Here is a 16,754-nt window from a genome sequence, read left to right as displayed (position 1 = left end):
GGGAGGAAGTCAACATATGGGTTATACGTTCGATTTTGGTGCGGTCTTCGACCGCGCCCCAGAATTGTTTTGGGGTTCGCTTGGGACGCTCGGTCTTGCGGTTGCCGGAATGATCCTTGCGCTCGCGATCGGTATTCTCGGCGTCGCTGCAAGAACATCCAAGAACAAACTCGTTCGAGCTCCGGTGATTACCTTCGTCGAGATTGTCCGAAACACACCGTTCCTGGTGCAGATATTCTTCATCTACTTCGCACTTCCGCTCATGGGCATCCGACTGAACCCCACCGCTACCGCTATCATCGCGCTGGGGATCAATGGCGGCGCCTATGCGATTGAGATCATTCGAGGCGGCGTCGAAAGCGTGAACAAGGGACAGGTTGAGGCAGGCTTTGCGTTGGGCTTGCATAAGGCCGATGTGTTCCGGCTGATCGTTCTGAAGCCGGCTCTGCGGGCGATCTATCCGTCCCTGACCAGCCAGTTCGTGATGCTGACCTTGACGACTTCGGTCTGCACTTCGATCGCCGCCTACGAGTTGACCTCGGCGGCCCAACGGATCGAATCCGACACTTTCCGAAGCTTCGAGGTCTATTTCAGCGTGACCGCAATCTACCTGGTCATCTCGAGCCTGATGATGGGCATCTTCGCCCTCATCTCCCGTTACTACTTCAACTACCCAACCCGATAGGAGGCGTTCATGGGTCCCATCGGCGAAAACGAGCTGTTCTTCCTCTTGCAGGGTCTGAAGTGGACTGTGCTGCTGGCCATCATCGGCTTCGTCGGCGGAGGTGTATTTGGAATCCTGATCGCTCTGGTGCGCACGTCGAAGAACCGCTTCGCACGTTTCGTATCGTCGGGCTACATCGCGCTCTTCCAGGGCACGCCGCTCCTGATGCAGCTCTTCGTCGTCTACTACGGCGTCGCGCTATTGGGCGTCGACGTCAATGCATGGATCGCTGTGGCAATCGCGTTCACCCTCCATGCGAGCGCCTTCCTGGGCGAGATCTGGCGGGGCTCGATCGAAGCCGTTCCGAAGGGCCAGACCGAAGCCGCGAACGCACTCGGGCTGCATTACATCTCCCGAATGAGGGACGTTATCCTGCCGCAGGCGCTGAAGATTTCCATGCCTGCAACCATCGGATTTCTCGTTCAGCTGATCAAGGGAACATCGCTCGCCGCAATCGTCGGCTTCATAGAGCTGACCCGTGCCGGACAGATCATTTCGAACCAGACCTACCGCCCGCTGCTCGTCTTTGGGATCGTCGGAATAATCTACTTCATCATTTGTTGGCCTCTCTCCCACATCGGGAGCGGCCTCGAAAAACGGATGGCGAAAGCTGTCCGATAACCTTGCTTCGCCCGAAGCAAAGACCACAGAGGAGGAGAATGGAATGTATAGCAATCGCAGACAAATTCTTGGAATGGCCCTGGCTACGGCCGCCTTCGCCACGGTCGGCGCGGCTGCAGCTTCCGCAGCGACTGTCGAGGAGATCAAGGCCAAGGGCACGATCGTCGTCGGCATTCAGGGCGACAACGCGCCATGGGGCTTCGTCAACACGAGCGGCAAGCAGGACGGATTCGACGCCGATGTCGCGACACTCTTCGCCAAGGAGCTCGGAGTTAAGGTCCAGTTCCAACCGCTTGCCGTCGCCAACCGCATTCCGGCCCTGACCACCGGCAAGGTCGACATCCTGTTCGCCACCATGGCCATGACGGAAGAGCGCGCCAAATCAATCCAGTACAGCAAGCCATACGCGGCGAACACGATCTCACTTTATGCGGCAAAGGCCGATAGCGCAAAAACGCCTGCCGATGTTGCCGGCTGGGAAATCGGCGTGCCGAAGTCCAGCTCGCAGGACAAGGCCATTACCGACGCGATGGGGTCGACGGCCACCATCCGCCGCTTCGACGACGACGCCGCAACCATTCAGGCGCTGGTCTCCGGACAGGTCAAGGCCGTCGGGGGCAACATGTTCTACGGACAGCGGCTCGATGCCGCCAGCGCCGGCACCTACGAGCGCAAGATCGACTTCCTGACGACTTACAATGGCGTTGGGACGCGACTGGGCGAGAAGGACTGGAACGAGGCCGTCAATGCCTTCCTCGACAAGATCAAGGCTAATGGTGAACTTGCAGCCATCACCAAGAAGTGGATGAACATCGATCTGCCGACGTTCCCGGAATCCATCCCCAACATCCCGTTCACCGTCAAGTGAAGCATATATGGAGGGCGCCGTGCTCAGTTCCGCTAATGATCAGTCGACATTGATATCTCTTGATAAAGTGGAGAAATGGTACGGCTCCTTCCATGCGCTGAAAAACATCAGCCTGTCGGTTCGCAAAGGCGAGAAGATCGTACTTTGCGGACCTTCGGGTTCCGGCAAGTCGACGTTGATACGCTGCATCAACGCTCTCGAGCTGATCCAGGAAGGCAGGATTGTCGTCGAGGGACAGTTGCTCGACGGCACAAGCAAGGCGGTTGATGCCATTCGGCGCGAAGTCGGGATGGTGTTCCAGACCTTCAATTTGTTCCCGCACATGACCGTTCTGCAGAACTGCGCGCTTGCGCCTATGAGGGTCCGCGGAACCAGCCGGGCCGACGCCGAGAGGCTGGCGAGAAAGTACCTCGAACGGGTTCGAATCCTTGATCAGGCGGAGAAGTATCCCGCTCAGCTCAGCGGAGGGCAGCAACAGCGTGTCGCCATTGCCCGGGCGCTCTGCATGGAACCCAAGGCGATGTTGTTCGACGAACCGACATCGGCGCTCGATCCGGAAATGGTGAAGGAAGTGCTGGACACGATGATCGGTCTCGCACGCGACGGCATGACCATGATCTGCGTCACCCATGAAATGGGCTTCGCCCGTCAGGTTGCAGACAGGGTCATCTTCATGGCTTCCGGCGAGATCATAGAGGAGGCCGAGCCCGAGGTCTTCTTCAAGTCTCCGAAGCATGAGCGCACCAAGGCTTTCCTTGGCGAGATCCTCGCACATCACTGAGCTGATGGGGCTATCGAAATGAACAACAACAAATTCCTCGTCGGTCTGATCGGGGCCGACATCCAGATGTCGAAGTCGCCCGCACTGCACGAAACCGAGGCGCGGCACTTGGAACTGGATTACCATTACGAGCTCGTCGATTTCGCCGTGCGCAGTTTACCCGCTTCTGCGCTGCCTGAATTGCTCGTAGAACTCGAAGACCGCGGCTTCGCAGGAAGCAACATCACGCACCCGTGCAAGCAGACGGTCATCGCCCATCTTAGCAGCCTGTCCGAGGACGCCGAGATGCTCGGAGCAGTCAACACAGTCGTGTTTCGGGATGGAGAGCGGATCGGGCACAATACGGACTGGTATGGCTTCTACAAGAATTTCGAGCGCGGTATGCCCGGTGTCGCCAAAACTCATGCCGTCCTGCTCGGCGCAGGCGGCGCAGGGGTCGCCGTAGCGCACGCGGCAATCAAGCTCGGTATCGCGATGCTCTCGATCTTCGACCAGGACACAAATCGCGCCGCCGCGCTTGCCGATCAGCTCAACCGACGCTTTTCAAGAACCTGCGCGCAGCCGGTCAGGGAAGTCGGTGCGGCGCTCGCTTCGGCCGACGGGCTGATTCACGCTACGCCGACGGGCATGCGAAGTCATCCGGGTCTCCCGATCGAACCGGAATGGCTTCATCCACGTCACTGGGTCGCCGATATCGTCTACATGCCGCTCGTGACCGAACTTCTGGCCCTGGCAGAGAAGAGGGGGTGCAGGACCTTGCCGGGCGGCGGCATGACCGTGTTCCAGGCCGCGGCGGCCTTTGAACTGTTCACGGGTGTAAAACCGGATGCGGAACGCATGTCGCGTCACTTCGAAGAATTGTGCCGAGCTCCAGCCTGACCGGGAGAACATGCCTTGCCGCACATCATTATCGACTATAGCCAGGGTGCTGCCGAACGGGGGGCGATCGATGAATTGACCAGAGCGGTCCACCATCGGGTGCGCGACGGAGGCCTGGTCAAGCCCACTGCCGTGCGGACCTTCGCCAGGGAGGCGACCTTCTCCTGCGTCGGGGACGAACATCCGGACAATCACTTCATCCAGATAGTCGTCCGCGTGGCGCCTGGCCGGCCGGCTGAGACGAAGCGGGAGTTGTTGAAGGCTGTCCTCGAAGCGGCGCGCGATGTCGCGGCCCCCGCGCTGCAAGCGGGCCGGCTGGGGCTGCGGGCCGATCTTTACGAATCCGATCCGGATTTCGCATTCCAGGAAATAGCGTTTGCCTGAGCTTGGCAACGCCCCTCACAAGGACAATTGCAATGAGCCTGATCTACGTTCTCAACGGCCCAAACCTGAATTTGCTCGGCAAGCGTCAGCCTGACATCTATGGTCACGAGACGCTGGCCGACGTCGAGGCAGACTGCCGGAAACTGGCCTCGGAACTCGGCCACGAGATCCGCTTCCACCAGAGCAACCGTGAATATGAAATCATCGACTGGATCCACGAAGCGCGGGAAGACGGAGTCGGCATCGTCATCAATCCGGCTGCATTCACGCACACGTCGCTTGCCATCCTCGACGCCTTGAACACGTTCGAGGGTCCCGTCATTGAGATCCATATCTCCAACGTGCATAAGCGCGAAAGCTTCCGTCATCATTCTTTCGTTTCCCACCGCGCCGACGGCGTCATCGCCGGTCTTGGTACGGAAGGCTATCAGCTCGGAATCCGCCGCGTCGCATCGATGCTCAAGGCGCCGAAGAAGGACTGACAATGGCTCCCGCAGTCAAACTGGCGGTCCTCGGCGCGGGGCTTATCGGAAGGCGTCACATCAAACACGTGCTGGACGAACCGACGGCGGAGCTTGTCGCAATCGTCGATCCGACCCCGGTTGGAAAGGTGATCGCAAGTGAGGTCGGCGCTAAATGGTTTTCGACCTTCGCTGAAATGATCGCCGCAGCTCGCCCTGACGGCGTCATCATCGCGACGCCCAACCAGATCCATGTCAGGAACGGCTTTGAGGCCGTAGAGGCCGGCATCCCGGCATTGATCGAGAAGCCAATCGCCGACGACATTGCCGCCGGCGAAGAGCTCATCGCGGCGGCGGCGGCCAAAGGAATCCCGTTGCTGACCGGACATCATCGCCGACATAATCCGATGATGCAAAAAGCTAAACAGATCATCGAAAGCGGAAAGCTCGGGCGGATACTGGTCGTGAATGCGATGTTCTGGCTATTCAAGCCGGACGAATACTTCGATATTGCCTGGCGGCGCGAACGCGGAGCGGGGCCAATCTTTCTCAATCTGATCCACGACATCGACAACCTTCGCTACTTATTCGGGGAGGTCACTGCGGTCCAGGCACGCGAATCCAACGCAGTTCGCGGAAACGCCGTTGAGGAGACCGCGGTGATCCTCATCGAGTTCAAGAACGGAATTCTCGGTTCTGCTTCCGTTTCGGATTCCGTTGTCGCGCCCTGGAGTTGGGAGATGACGACCGGCGAAAACCCCGCTTATCCTAAAACTGAGGAGGCCTGCTACATGATCGGCGGCACCCACGGGTCGCTGTCGGTGCCGTCACTCAACATGTGGAGCAATCCCGGCAACAGGGGCTGGATGGAACCGTTCGAATGTAATCGCGCCAAAATTGAGAACGAGGATCCGCTCGTCCTGCAGATACGCCAGCTTTGCAGGGTCATCAGAGGCGAGGAAGCACCGCTGGTCAGCGGACGTGAGGGACTGGAAACCTTGAAGGTTATCGACGCCGTGAAGCGATCCGCCGCAGCGGGTCAGCGTATCAGCCTGATCTAAATGGTTGCGCGCCAGCTTAAGGCGGTCGCAACTCGCGCGAACGATCTTACGCCATCTCGCGTGAGGTGATGCTGGACCTTTCTGGAACACGGGCACAGGTCCGTCATCCTTATGGACGGGCGCGACGCCGCGAGGATACCCTTGAGCATAAGGACACGCGCGCGCTGTGACAGGTACAGGAACGGGGAGGTTGAAGTACGGCGCACAACGAGTCCGGACGCCTTTGTCATCTGGAACCGCTTTGCAGAGAACCAAAGACCCGGCAGGAAGGAATCCTTCCACCCGGGTCTGTTTCATTTCAAAGCTTCAACCGGCCGAAGCTGGCATGTCAATCCGGCGCGGAGGTCTGCAACGCCAGCGCGTGCAGTATGCCGCCCATATTGCCCTTCAGCGCCTCGTAGACCATCTGGTGCTGCTGCACGCGGCTCTTGCCGCGGAAGGCTTCGGCGACGACTTCGGCGGCGTAATGATCGCCGTCGCCCGCCAAATCGCGGATCGTCACCTTGGCACCGGGAATCCCAGCCTTGATCATGTCTTCGATATCGCCGGGTTTCATGGCCATGATCGTTACTCCTTGCGCATCATTCCGCAGCGAGTTCGCCGCGGCCTTCCATGAAATCAGGGAACCACGATTCATGGGCATCGCGCAATTGCTGAATCGGCAGCGAGATGAGATCGCCGACGATGAGCGCCGTTCCCCCGACCGTGCCGAGACGGCGGAAGGGAACGCCGCCACCTTCGGCATTGACGCAGACGAAATCGGCGACATCGGCAGGCAACGTCAGCACGTAGCGCGCCTGATCCTCGCCGAAGAGCAGCGCATGCGGCGCGCCCTTGCCTTCGCTCAGATCAATCGTCAGGCCTTTGCCCGAGGCCATCGCCATTTCAGCGAGCGCCACGGCAAGGCCGCCAGAGGAGATGTCGTGGCAAGCGGTCGCCTGGCCGTTGCGGATGACGGAGCGGACGAAATCGCCGTTGCGGCGCTCGGCAAACAGATCCACCTCCGGCGCCGGACCTTCGCGGCTGGAAAGCACGTCTCTGACATAGACGGACTGGCCGAGATGGCTGCCGTCGACACCGATCATGATGACCCTATCGCCATCGTTGGCGGCGCCGATGCGGGCCATCTTGCGCCAGTCCGGCAGCAGGCCGACGCCTGCGATCGTCGGGGTCGGCAGGATGGCGACGCCGTTGGTCTCGTTGTAGAGCGAGACGTTGCCTGACACGATCGGGAAGTCGAGCGCGCGGCAGGCCTCGCCGATGCCCTTCACCGCCTGAACGAACTGGCCCATGATCTCGGGCTTTTCGGGATTGCCGAAATTGAGGTTGTCGGTGGCGGCGAGCGGTTCGGCGCCTGTTGCGGTGATGTTGCGCCAGCATTCGGCGACCGCCTGCTTGCCGCCTTCGAAGGGGTCTGCCTCGACATAACGCGGAGTGACGTCGGAAGAGAAGGCGAGCGCCTTGGAGGGATGGCCGTCGACGCGCACGACACCGGCATCGCCGCCCGGAAGCTGCAGCGAATTGCCTTGGATCAGCGTGTCGTATTGCTCATAGACCCAGCGGCGGCTCGACTGGTTGGCGGAGCCGACGAGCTGAAGCAGCGCCTGGCCGTAATCCTCAGGTGCGGCGACGAGATTGGCGGGCAGGGGCGCCTGCTTGCCGGATTCGCGCCAGGGGCGGTCATATTCCGGCGCCTGGTCGCCGAGATCCTTGATCGGCAGGTTGGCGACTTCCTCGCCCTGATGCATGACGCGGAAGCGCAGATCGTCGGTCGTCTTGCCGACGATGGCGAAATCGAGGCCCCACTTGACGAAGATTGCCTTGGCTTCCTCTTCCTTCTCCGGCTGCAATACCATGAGCATGCGCTCCTGGCTTTCCGACAACATCATTTCGTAGGCCGTCATTCTCTCTTCGCGAACCGGCACCTTGTCGAGCTCAAGCAGGATGCCGAGATCGCCCTTGGCGCCCATTTCGACGGCCGAGCAGGTGAGGCCGGCCGCACCCATGTCCTGGATGGCGATGACGGCGCCGGTTTTCATCAATTCCAGGCAGGCTTCCAGCAGGCACTTTTCGGTGAAGGGGTCGCCGACCTGAACGGTCGGGCGCTTTTCCTCGATCGATTCGTCGAATTCGGCCGAGGCCATCGTCGCGCCGCCGACGCCGTCGCGGCCGGTCTTGGCGCCGAGATAAACCACAGGCAAACCGACGCCCTTGGCTTCGGACAGGAAGATGGCATTCGACTTCGCAATGCCGGCGGCAAAGGCGTTGACGAGGATGTTGCCGTTGTAGCGGGCATCGAACTCGACTTCGCCACCGACCGTCGGCACGCCGAAGGAATTGCCGTAACCGCCGACGCCGGAGACGACGCCGGAAACGAGGTGGCGGGTTTTCGGATGATCCGGCTCGCCGAAGCGCAACGCGTTCATCGCGGCAATCGGGCGGGCGCCCATGGTGAAGACGTCGCGCAGGATGCCGCCGACGCCGGTCGCAGCACCCTGATAAGGTTCGATATAGGAGGGGTGGTTGTGGCTCTCCATCTTGAAGACGACGCAATCGCCGTCATCGATATCGACAACACCGGCATTTTCACCCGGGCCCTGGATGACGCGCGGCCCCTTGGTCGGCAGCGTGCGCAGCCATTTCTTCGAGGATTTGTAGGAGCAGTGCTCGTTCCACATGGCCGAGAAGATGCCGAGCTCGGTGAAGCTCGGTTCGCGGCCGATCAGATCCAGAATACGCTGGTACTCGTCTGGCTTCAGGCCATGGCTTGCAATGAGTTCCGGCGTGATCGGGATGGTGTTTGGAATGGTCATGAGCTCTCGAAAGTCCCTGCCGTTGCGCGTTTTCCGCTCTTTAGCCTATGTAGGGACGGCGCGCGACAGGAAAATGCCCGCCGTCAACAGCGGGCAGGCAACTTCTTCCTTACGATGAAAAGCGGTCGCTGCCTAAAGCATGTCGCGCAAAAGCGTGCAGCGGTTTTGCGATAACGACATGCGCAAAAGCAAGACCTAAAGCGTAAGGAGCGAATCTGAAAGATTGCGACACGCTTTAGAATTTATAGCCGATCTGCAGACCGGCGCGCGTCATGCCGTCGTTCGGCCCGTCGCAGAGATTGGCATGCGAGGAGTGGGCGATCTGGGCCATGACGTTCCAGTGCGCGTCGAAACGATAGCCGGCGCCCAGATATTCGTGGAAGAGGACGCGACAGCCGAGTTCCGGGCCGTCATCATCGCCCTCGAGATCGCCGGTATGGATGACGCCGCCGAAACCGGCTTCGGCAAAAAGCTTCTCGTTGAAATCGACCGTCCAGGTGAAGCCGCTGAAGAACTGGCTGGCCTCGCCTGACGTGCCGATCGAGGTGCCGAGATGCACACGAGGATGCAGTAGCTGTTGCTGCCAGCCGACCGCCGTATCGTAGCCGAAGGGATCGAAGAGAGCGGTAATCTCCGGAAAGACGCCGTCTTCCCTGGAATGGCCCGATTGTACCGAGGTCGAGGCGCCGAAGCGCAATTCATCGAATATCTGCTCGCCGGCATTTGCCGAGCCGGCCATTGTCGGCATGCCGACCACCACTGCCACTGACGCAATACCCAACAAGCGCAGAGCGACCCTTCCGAAGTCGATCCTCATCTGCTGTCCTTATGATTCCGTTCACCCGGCGGAATGACAAAGAGCTAACACGAAGGTCCGATTCGCGACGTATTCGGGGCAGGCTCAGGCATTTTTTTCGATTTATGACGTGTATTTGCAACAGGTCATATTTCACCGTCATAGGCGGAGCCGCCGTTTTCCAATAGCCGGCGCAGGATCATCAGGCCGGAGACCAGCTCCTGTCCCGTCTTCGGAGAGGAAAAACCGATGCGAACGCGGTGATAGGTCTTCTCGCCGCGCGCCGCCTTGAACTCGTCCTCGTCGTCGACCAGCACGCCGTCGCGGTAGGCGGCGTTCTTGAAGGTGCCGGACATCCAGGGTTCCGGCAGTTTCAGCCAGAGGAAGGGCGCATGCGGGTGCGATTCGAAATCGAAGCCCTGCAACTGTTCGCGGGCGAGCCGGACGCGCCTGGAGAGCTCCTCGACACTTGCCTTGCGGATCTCGTGCGCCATGCCGCTTTCGACCAAGCGGGCGCAGGTCTCGGCCAGGATGAAGGGCAGGCCGCCGGTGATCATCCTGTGCGTCACCCTGATGCGCTGGGCAAAATGCGGCGGGCAGGCGACCCAGCCGCCGCGTACGCCGGCGGCGACCGATTTCGACAGTCCGTTGACGAGGAAGGTGCGGTCGGGCGCCAGCGAGGCGAGAAGCGGTGTGTCGTCGCCGGCCATGCCGCCATAAAGGTCGTCCTCGATCAGCCAGACGCCGTGTTTCCTGGCGATTGCCGCGATTGCCGCGCGCCGCTCATAAGGCATGATCGACACCGTCGGATTGTGGACGGTCGGCATCAGGAAGGCGATCTTCGGGTGCTGCTGCTGGCAGAGCCGCTCGAAATCCTCGGGGATGACACCGAGCTCATCGGAATCAACAGTCAGCGTGCGCCGGCCGATAAGGCGGGCGCTGCGGCTGACCTGGGTATAGGTGAGATTCTCGAAGACGATCTTGTCGCCGGGCGCCGAGACGGCGGCGATGACTGATATTGCCGCCGCATGGGCGCCGAGAGTCGGTACGATGTTTGCGGTCTCCGGCGTCCAGCCGCTGCGGGCAAGCCAGAGGCGGCCAGCCTCGAACCAATTCTGCGGAAAATTGCGCGAATAGGAGGAGATCTCGGAGAAATGCTGCTCGCCGATCTCGGCAAGGATACCCGCGATGACCTTGCCCTGGCCGAGATCGGGGGCGGCTGTCGTATCGAAGCGGATCTTGTTTGGCGGCGCATCCTGGACGCGGGTACCGCCAAGCGAGATGGTCAGCGGATCGATCTGTTCGCCGGGCGGCGTCTCGGAGCGGTTCAGCACATAGGTGCCGCGCCCCACTTCGCCAGCGACCAGGCCGCGCTCGTGCACCAGCGCGTAGGCGCGGCCGATCGTGCCGATCGTCACGCCGATATCATAAGCGAGGTTGCGCTGCGGCGGCAGTTTGCTGCCGGCGGGCAGGGCGCCGCTTGATATGGCGGTTTCGATGCTGTCCGCCAGCCGGAGATAGACCGGCCCGGACCCTCGGGAAATATCGGGAAGCCAATTTGTCATGGTGACAATTGCATATATTGTCACATTGTACCTGTCAAGAGTAAGAGACAATCCAACGGACGAACCAAGAGGATTCTGGAATGTCTGCCTTACCTGAGATGAAAATGCCGATTGTACCGATTGTTTCCTACGAAGACAGGAGACAAATTGTCCTGCCGACCACGCCTGCCGAGGAGCCGACGCGTCTCGGTCGGATCTGGGCCGCCATTCTTCTCTGGCATCAGAAGCGGGAAGGCCGGCGCGCACTGAGGGGCCTGACGGCGACCGAGCTCAAGGATATCGGGGTGTCGCAGTCGGATGCGGCACGCGAAGTCAGCAAGTCGTTTTTCTGGGATTGATCGTGATCGGAGCGATCAGCTGCAGGCCTTGTTGCCTGCCGACCAGCGATTGACGTCGGCGGTGATGCGGCCGGCGACCGGCTCCTGCATCATCGGACCGAAAGCCTGCAGGTGCGACGGGCTTCCCTCGGCCTGCACGACGAGCAATGGCCGGCTTTCCGGGCTGCCCTTGTGGACGAGCAGGATGCGCGGCCGGCCGGAGAAGGAATTGAGCTCCGGCGCCAGCTTATAGGCAGCAAAAGCCGGATCGCCCGATTTGAACCAGCAGGCATTGGCGCCGAGCGCCACGCGTTCCATCGTCGGCAGCGCGCTGCGGTTCGGGCCCGTCGTCGGCGCCGGCGTCTGGCAGGCTGTCACCGTGGCTGCGAGAGCGGTCAGCAGGGCGGCGTTTGCGAGGCGAGGGCGCATCGATCTTGCTCCAGATCCGGATGAGAGATTTTGAGTTCAGGGCTCAGGCGGCGATGACGTCGAGCGCCGAAGCAAAGAGGCCACGGCCGTCCGAACCGCCATGGGCGGCCTCGATCAGGTTCTCGGGATGCGGCATCATGCCGAGCACGTTGCCCTTTTCATTCATGACGGCGGCGATATCGTTGATCGAGCCGTTCGGATTGGTGCCCTCGGCATAACGGAAGACCACCTGGCCATTGCCTTCGATCGCAGCCAGCGTCGCTTCGTCGGCGAAATAATTGCCGTCGTGATGGGCGACCGGGCAGCGGATGACTTGACCCTGCGCATAGGCGCGGGTGAAATCCGTCTCGGCATTGACGACTTCGAGCTTGATCTCGCGGCAAACGAATTTCAGCGAGGAATTGCGCATCAGCGCGCCGGGCAGCAGGCCGGCCTCGACGAGAATCTGGAAGCCATTGCAGACACCGAGCACCTTCACGCCCTTTGCAGCCTTGTCGATGATCGCCTGCATGACCGGCATGCGGGCGGCAATCGCGCCGCAGCGCAGATAGTCGCCGTAAGAGAAGCCGCCGGGGATGACGATCAGGTCGACATCGGGGATCTCGGTCTCCGTCTGCCAGATCGTCACCGGTGGCTGGCCGGAGATCTTGGTCAAGGCGGCGATCATGTCGCGGTCGCGGTTGAGGCCCGGAAGTTGAACGACGGCTGATTTCATGGGGTCCCTGCGTCTAGCGAAAGATATTGAACTGGAACGCTTTCGGCGAGCCATACTCCATTGTCGGAGACAAAGAAAGAATGACCCTCAGAAAACATGCGGGCCGCATCGACGCGCAGGATGAGATGTTCACCCTTGCGGCGCATTGCGACGATTTTCGCGGTTTCGACATCCGCTGAGAGATGAACGTGGTGCCGTTGCATCTTCTTCAAGCCTTCGCGCTCGATCGACGGCCAGCTCGTCAGAGACGTGCCGTGAAAAAGAGCGGCAGGCGGCTCAACCCGGTTCAATGCGAGATCGACGTCGACACTATGACCTTGGTTGGCGCGAATTCTGTTATCGGCGAGGGTGAAGCGCTTCTTCGGATTGTTTTCGACAATCTCGATAATATCGGCGCGGGAAACCTCATATTTCGACGTCAGAGCTTTTTCGAGCGCATCGAACGACACCCAGCCCTCGGCATCAAGCGTCAAGCCCGCAGATTCCGGCGCATGACGCAAAACATAGCTCATATATTTCGAGACTTCCGTCTCCAGCTTTGCTTCCATCATGACGCCAAATCCTCAAAGTCCGCCGGACGACGGGGCTGTGATCGTCAATCGATCGCGATCGCGTAATTCTCGATCACCGTATTGGCGAGCAGTTTTTCGCACATGGCCTTGAGGTCGGCTTCCGCCTTGGCCTTGTCGGCGCCCTCCAGTTCAAGGTCGAAGACCTTGCCCTGTCTGACATGGCCGACGCCCGAGAAGCCGAGGGCACTGAGCGCACCCTCGATAGCCTTGCCCTGCGGATCGAGAACGCCGTTTTTCAGCGTGACGGTGACACGAGCCTTGATCACTTTGTCTTTCCTGCCTTACTTGACCAGACGATCTTTTACTTAACCAAAACGGGACCGGTGCCGCGCACAGGCTCGTTTTCATTGATGATGCCGAGACGGCGCGCAACTTCGGAATAGGCTTCGAGCAGTCCGCCGAGATCGCGGCGGAAACGATCCTTGTCCATCTTCTCGTGGGTCTCGATATCCCAGAGCCGGCAGCTGTCCGGCGAGATCTCGTCGGCGAGGATGATGCGCATCAGATCGCCTTCGAACAGGCGGCCGCATTCGATCTTGAAGTCGACGAGCTGGATGCCGACGCCGAGGAACAGGCCGGTCATGAAGTCGTTGACGCGGATGGCAAGCGCCATGATGTCGTCGAGCTCGGCGGGGTTAGCCCAGCCGAAGGCAGTGATGTGCTCTTCGGAGACCATCGGATCGTCGAGCGCGTCGGACTTGTAATAGAATTCGATGATCGAGCGCGGCAGGACCACGCCTTCATCGATCCCGAGGCGCTTGGCGAGCGAACCGGCGGCGACGTTGCGCACGACGATCTCCAGCGGGATCATCTCCACTTCCTTGATCAGCTGCTCGCGCATGTTGAGCCGGCGGATGAAATGAGTGGGGATGCCGATCTTGTTCAGATGGCTGAAGATATATTCGGAAATGCGATTGTTGAGGACGCCCTTGCCATCGATGACTTCGTGTTTCTTCTTGTTGAAGGCAGTGGCATCGTCCTTGAAAAACTGGATCAAAGTGCCCGGTTCGGGGCCCTCATACAGAATCTTTGCCTTGCCCTCGTAGATACGGCGGCGACGGTTCATCGTGGTCATTCTCTGTTGTTGGCGCTCTTGGGATAGCGCGAGTGGATCGATCTCGTGGCGTCCCCTTAAAGGAAAAGAGTGGGTTTCACAATCCGCCTGTCGCTCCTTCTCCGGTTTCGGATTCTCTTGGCCCCGGTTTCGGATTTTCTTGGCCCCGGTTTCGGATTTTCTTGGCCCCGGTTTCGGATTTTCTTGGCCCCGGTTTCGGATTTTCTTGGCCCCGGTTTCCGAATTTCCTGGCCCCGGTTTCCGATTCTACGGAATACCGCCAAGAGAATCGAATGAATTCGCAAGATGAGTCTAGCGCCTTTTCCTCTACGGTGAAATGACGGCGAAATGGCGGGCTGCTTGTGGCAGGTTTTTATTTGGCAGCTCTGCTTCGCAGCGCGCGACGAAGCTGCGTCTGCAAGGCGCGAGCGGCGGTTTGCCCGTGGCGCCAGCTTCCGCCGCGGATGAAGGAGGGGATCTGCATGGCCGGCATCGGCCGGGCGAGCGCGTAGCCCTGCAGCGTGTCGCAGTCGAGCTCTTCGAGAATGCGGATATGATCCGCCGTCTCAACACCCTCGGCGATGACGAGAATGCCAAGCGAGCGGCCGATATCGATGATCGAGCCGACCAGTTTGCGCTGCTCGGCCGATTGCGGCAGCATGCGGATCAGCTCGCGGTCGATCTTCAGCGTCTTCGGACTCAAGCGCAGCAGGCTGACGATCGAGGCGTGGCCGGTGCCGAAATCATCGATCTGGATGTCGATGCCGAGTTTGCGCAGCTTTTTCAGATTGGCGGCCACCGCCTCATCGCAATCGTCGAGCGAGATCGATTCCAGCAGTTCGAAGGAGATGGTGCCAGGCGTGATCTTCAGGGCGCGGAGCTTCTTGCCGAGATCGGGATCGGCAAGCCGCCTGGCGGAAACGTTGACCGATATTTTCGGCACCGGCAGCCCGTCCTTGATCCAGGCGCGGCGGTCGGCAAGGGCGCGCTCCAGGATCAGGGCATCGATGGTCGAAACGACGTCGAGATCCTCGGCGATATCGAGGAAGCGATCGGGCGTCAGCAGCCCGTGCGCTGGGTGCTGCCAGCGGGCAAGTGTTTCGACGCCCACGACATCGAGCGTGCGGGCATCGAACTGCAGCTGATAGAAGGGCACGAATTCATTGCGCTCGAGGCCGATCAGGATCTCGTCGGCAAGGTGCTTGGCGGAGATGATGTCGCGGCGGGCAGCGGCCGAGAAAAACTCGAAGCGGTTGCGACCGAGGCCCTTGGCGCGATAAAGCGCGATATCGGCATCGAGCAGCGTCTGCTTGGCATCGAGCTTCGGCCCGCTGTCGATGGCAATGCCGATACTGGCGCCGAAACGGCAGTCGTGCCCCTCGTACCGGACGGGTTTGCGCAATTCGCGAATGATACGTTGAGCAAGGCCGGCGATCTTCTTCGACCCGGGATCGACGGTGCAGAGGATGACGAACTCGTCACCGCCGATGCGGGCGACGAAATCGGCGGCGCGGACGGAATTTCCGAGCACGCTTGCGGCATGCTTGAGCATGGCGTCGCCCGCCCGGTGGCCGAGCGTGTCGTTGATCTGCTTGAAACGGTCGAGATCGATATGCAGGATCGCCAGCCCAAGCCCCTTGGCCCGGCACTCGGCCGAGCGCTCATCCAGCATCTTGTCGAGATAGCGGCGGTTCGGCAGGCTGGTGAGATAATCGTGCAGCGCCAGGTGCTCGATGCTCTCCTTGGCGGCTTCGAGTTCGCGATTGCGGGCCTCGGCCAGATCCTTGGCGCGCTGCAACTCGTTTCGGAGCGCGACCTCCGCGGTGACGTCCCAATTGGCGCCGATCAGCTTGCGGTGGCCGTTGCCGTCGATGAAGAAGGCCGAGCGGGCGCGGATGACACGTTCGACGCCGTCGCCGCGAATGATGCGGTATTCCTGCTGGAAATCACTGCCGCTTTCGACGCTACGGTCGGACAGGCCCAGCACGCGCTCGCGGTCCTCGGGATGCAGACTTTTCGCCCAGGCGTCGCTGGCGATCTGGCGCGCGGCGCCCTGCAGTCCGTAAATGGCGATGAGGCGGTCGTCCCATTCGACCGTATCATTGTCGATATCCGCCTCGAAAACGCCGATGCGGGAAATCTCCAGCGCCAGTTCGAGCCGGCGCGACAGACGCGACAGCGTCTCCTCGGCCTCCTTGCGGGCGGTAATATCGGTATCCGTGCCGACGATGCGCGTCGGCACGCCGTTCTCGTCCCATTCCACGCAGGCGCCGCGGCAGTCGATCCAGATCCAGTGGCCGTCCCGGTGGCGTTCGCGATATTCGAAAATCTGGAAATCCCGGTCGCCGGCATTTTGCCGCTCGATGGCATGGACGACGAAATCGCGATCATCGGGGTGGACGAGCTGCAGCCAGGCCTCGTAATCGCCGGCGGTCTCCTCGTCGGGCGCCATGCCGCGCATGGTCTTCCACGTCTGCGAGTAATATTTCCGGCCGAGACGAAAGTTGTGATCCCATACGCCGAGGCCCGAGCCGACGAGCGCATGGTTCCATCGACTTTCCTGATCCGCAAGATCGGATTCGTCGGCCGCCCCGTTGCCGACGCCTGTCTCAGCCGCTGCGGCCTCGCCATGCGGATCCTCGGCCTTTGGATGGGCTTTCTTCACGGGCATTCTCGCTTATTTCAATCTTCGTGCAGTCTGCTGTCATTCCATT

The 16,754-nt window shown here is 60.7% G+C and carries 19 protein-coding genes; 9 read left to right on the top strand and 10 right to left on the bottom strand.

All coding sequences use genetic code 11. The features are described 5' to 3' along the window. Window positions 1–16: 16 nt before the first annotated feature. From PO860_RS09930 to PO860_RS09895, 8 genes are read left to right on the top strand one after another with little or no spacing between them, the layout of a single operon-like run. The gene (locus PO860_RS09930) at window positions 17–685 is read left to right on the top strand and encodes an amino acid ABC transporter permease (protein WP_183607183.1); all 669 of its coding nucleotides are present in this window, start codon (window positions 17–19) and stop codon (window positions 683–685) included. A gap of 9 nt (window positions 686–694) precedes the next feature. Continuing rightward, entirely contained in the window at window positions 695–1,345 is a 651-nt protein-coding gene (locus PO860_RS09925) for an amino acid ABC transporter permease (RefSeq protein WP_183607184.1), read from the top strand. Window positions 1,346–1,388: 43 nt separating this feature from the next. Then, window positions 1,389–2,213 (top strand): transporter substrate-binding domain-containing protein, encoded by an 825-nt coding sequence (locus tag PO860_RS09920; protein ID WP_183607185.1) that lies wholly within the window; start codon window positions 1,389–1,391, stop codon window positions 2,211–2,213. Between the two features lie 7 nt (window positions 2,214–2,220). Continuing rightward, entirely contained in the window at window positions 2,221–2,994 is a 774-nt protein-coding gene (locus PO860_RS09915) for an amino acid ABC transporter ATP-binding protein (protein ID WP_275038277.1), read from the top strand. An 18-nt stretch (window positions 2,995–3,012) separates the two neighbouring features. After that, a complete protein-coding gene (locus PO860_RS09910) occupies window positions 3,013–3,873 on the top strand; it encodes a shikimate dehydrogenase (RefSeq protein ID WP_183607187.1) in 861 nt (286 codons plus the stop codon). Window positions 3,874–3,888: 15 nt separating this feature from the next. Further along, window positions 3,889–4,257 carry a 5-carboxymethyl-2-hydroxymuconate Delta-isomerase gene (locus PO860_RS09905; protein WP_275038276.1) on the top strand — a complete coding sequence of 123 codons (369 nt, stop codon included), beginning with the start codon at window positions 3,889–3,891 and terminating at the stop codon, window positions 4,255–4,257. A 32-nt stretch (window positions 4,258–4,289) separates the two neighbouring features. Continuing rightward, window positions 4,290–4,739, top strand: a complete 450-nt coding sequence (gene aroQ, locus PO860_RS09900) for a type II 3-dehydroquinate dehydratase (RefSeq protein ID WP_273880808.1) — start codon at window positions 4,290–4,292, stop codon at window positions 4,737–4,739. Between the two features lie 2 nt (window positions 4,740–4,741). After that, a complete protein-coding gene (locus PO860_RS09895; protein WP_273883778.1) occupies window positions 4,742–5,779 on the top strand; it encodes a Gfo/Idh/MocA family protein in 1,038 nt (345 codons plus the stop codon). Between the two features lie 328 nt (window positions 5,780–6,107). On the opposite strand, the gene PO860_RS09890 is transcribed toward PO860_RS09895, so the two are convergent. From PO860_RS09890 to PO860_RS09875, 4 genes are all read right to left on the bottom strand, one after another. After that, entirely contained in the window at window positions 6,108–6,341 is a 234-nt protein-coding gene (locus PO860_RS09890) for a BolA/IbaG family iron-sulfur metabolism protein (protein WP_007826248.1), read from the bottom strand. A gap of 19 nt (window positions 6,342–6,360) precedes the next feature. After that, on the bottom strand, window positions 6,361–8,592 hold the full coding sequence (gene purL, locus PO860_RS09885; RefSeq protein ID WP_183607190.1) for a phosphoribosylformylglycinamidine synthase subunit PurL: 2,232 nt from the start codon (window positions 8,590–8,592) through the stop codon (window positions 6,361–6,363). Window positions 8,593–8,827: 235 nt separating this feature from the next. Next, complete coding sequence (locus tag PO860_RS09880) at window positions 8,828–9,409, bottom strand: acyloxyacyl hydrolase (RefSeq protein ID WP_273883777.1); 582 nt, start codon at window positions 9,407–9,409, stop codon at window positions 8,828–8,830. 125 nt (window positions 9,410–9,534) lie between these two features. Then, a complete protein-coding gene (locus PO860_RS09875) occupies window positions 9,535–10,953 on the bottom strand; it encodes an aminotransferase-like domain-containing protein (RefSeq protein ID WP_275038275.1) in 1,419 nt (472 codons plus the stop codon). An 80-nt stretch (window positions 10,954–11,033) separates the two neighbouring features. Here PO860_RS09875 and PO860_RS09870 point away from each other — a divergent pair, with 80 nt between their 5' ends. After that, window positions 11,034–11,291 carry a DUF1127 domain-containing protein gene (locus PO860_RS09870; RefSeq protein WP_183607193.1) on the top strand — a complete coding sequence of 86 codons (258 nt, stop codon included), beginning with the start codon at window positions 11,034–11,036 and terminating at the stop codon, window positions 11,289–11,291. A gap of 15 nt (window positions 11,292–11,306) precedes the next feature. Here PO860_RS09870 and PO860_RS09865 read toward each other — a convergent pair whose 3' ends face one another. The 6 genes from PO860_RS09865 to PO860_RS09840 form a co-directional block, all read right to left on the bottom strand. After that, window positions 11,307–11,699 (bottom strand): hypothetical protein, encoded by a 393-nt coding sequence (locus PO860_RS09865; protein ID WP_273880804.1) that lies wholly within the window; start codon window positions 11,697–11,699, stop codon window positions 11,307–11,309. Between the two features lie 43 nt (window positions 11,700–11,742). Then, the gene (purQ, locus tag PO860_RS09860) at window positions 11,743–12,414 is read right to left on the bottom strand and encodes a phosphoribosylformylglycinamidine synthase subunit PurQ (RefSeq protein WP_105006267.1); all 672 of its coding nucleotides are present in this window, start codon (window positions 12,412–12,414) and stop codon (window positions 11,743–11,745) included. Continuing rightward, complete coding sequence (locus PO860_RS09855; RefSeq protein WP_183607195.1) at window positions 12,411–12,965, bottom strand: RNA 2'-phosphotransferase; 555 nt, start codon at window positions 12,963–12,965, stop codon at window positions 12,411–12,413. The genes purQ and PO860_RS09855 overlap by 4 nt, the downstream gene beginning before the upstream one ends. Before the next feature lie 44 nt (window positions 12,966–13,009). After that, a complete protein-coding gene (gene purS / locus PO860_RS09850; protein ID WP_097619592.1) occupies window positions 13,010–13,252 on the bottom strand; it encodes a phosphoribosylformylglycinamidine synthase subunit PurS in 243 nt (80 codons plus the stop codon). Window positions 13,253–13,287: 35 nt separating this feature from the next. Continuing rightward, a complete protein-coding gene (gene purC / locus PO860_RS09845) occupies window positions 13,288–14,052 on the bottom strand; it encodes a phosphoribosylaminoimidazolesuccinocarboxamide synthase (RefSeq protein ID WP_003568927.1) in 765 nt (254 codons plus the stop codon). A 361-nt stretch (window positions 14,053–14,413) separates the two neighbouring features. Beyond that, window positions 14,414–16,711, bottom strand: a complete 2,298-nt coding sequence (locus tag PO860_RS09840) for a putative bifunctional diguanylate cyclase/phosphodiesterase (RefSeq protein WP_273883776.1) — start codon at window positions 16,709–16,711, stop codon at window positions 14,414–14,416. Window positions 16,712–16,754: the final 43 nt, after the last annotated feature.

Source organism: Rhizobium binxianense (genome assembly GCF_028994275.1).
Lineage (GTDB): Bacteria > Pseudomonadota > Alphaproteobacteria > Rhizobiales > Rhizobiaceae > Rhizobium > Rhizobium binxianense.
This window is presented reverse-complemented; position numbering and strand designations above follow the sequence as displayed.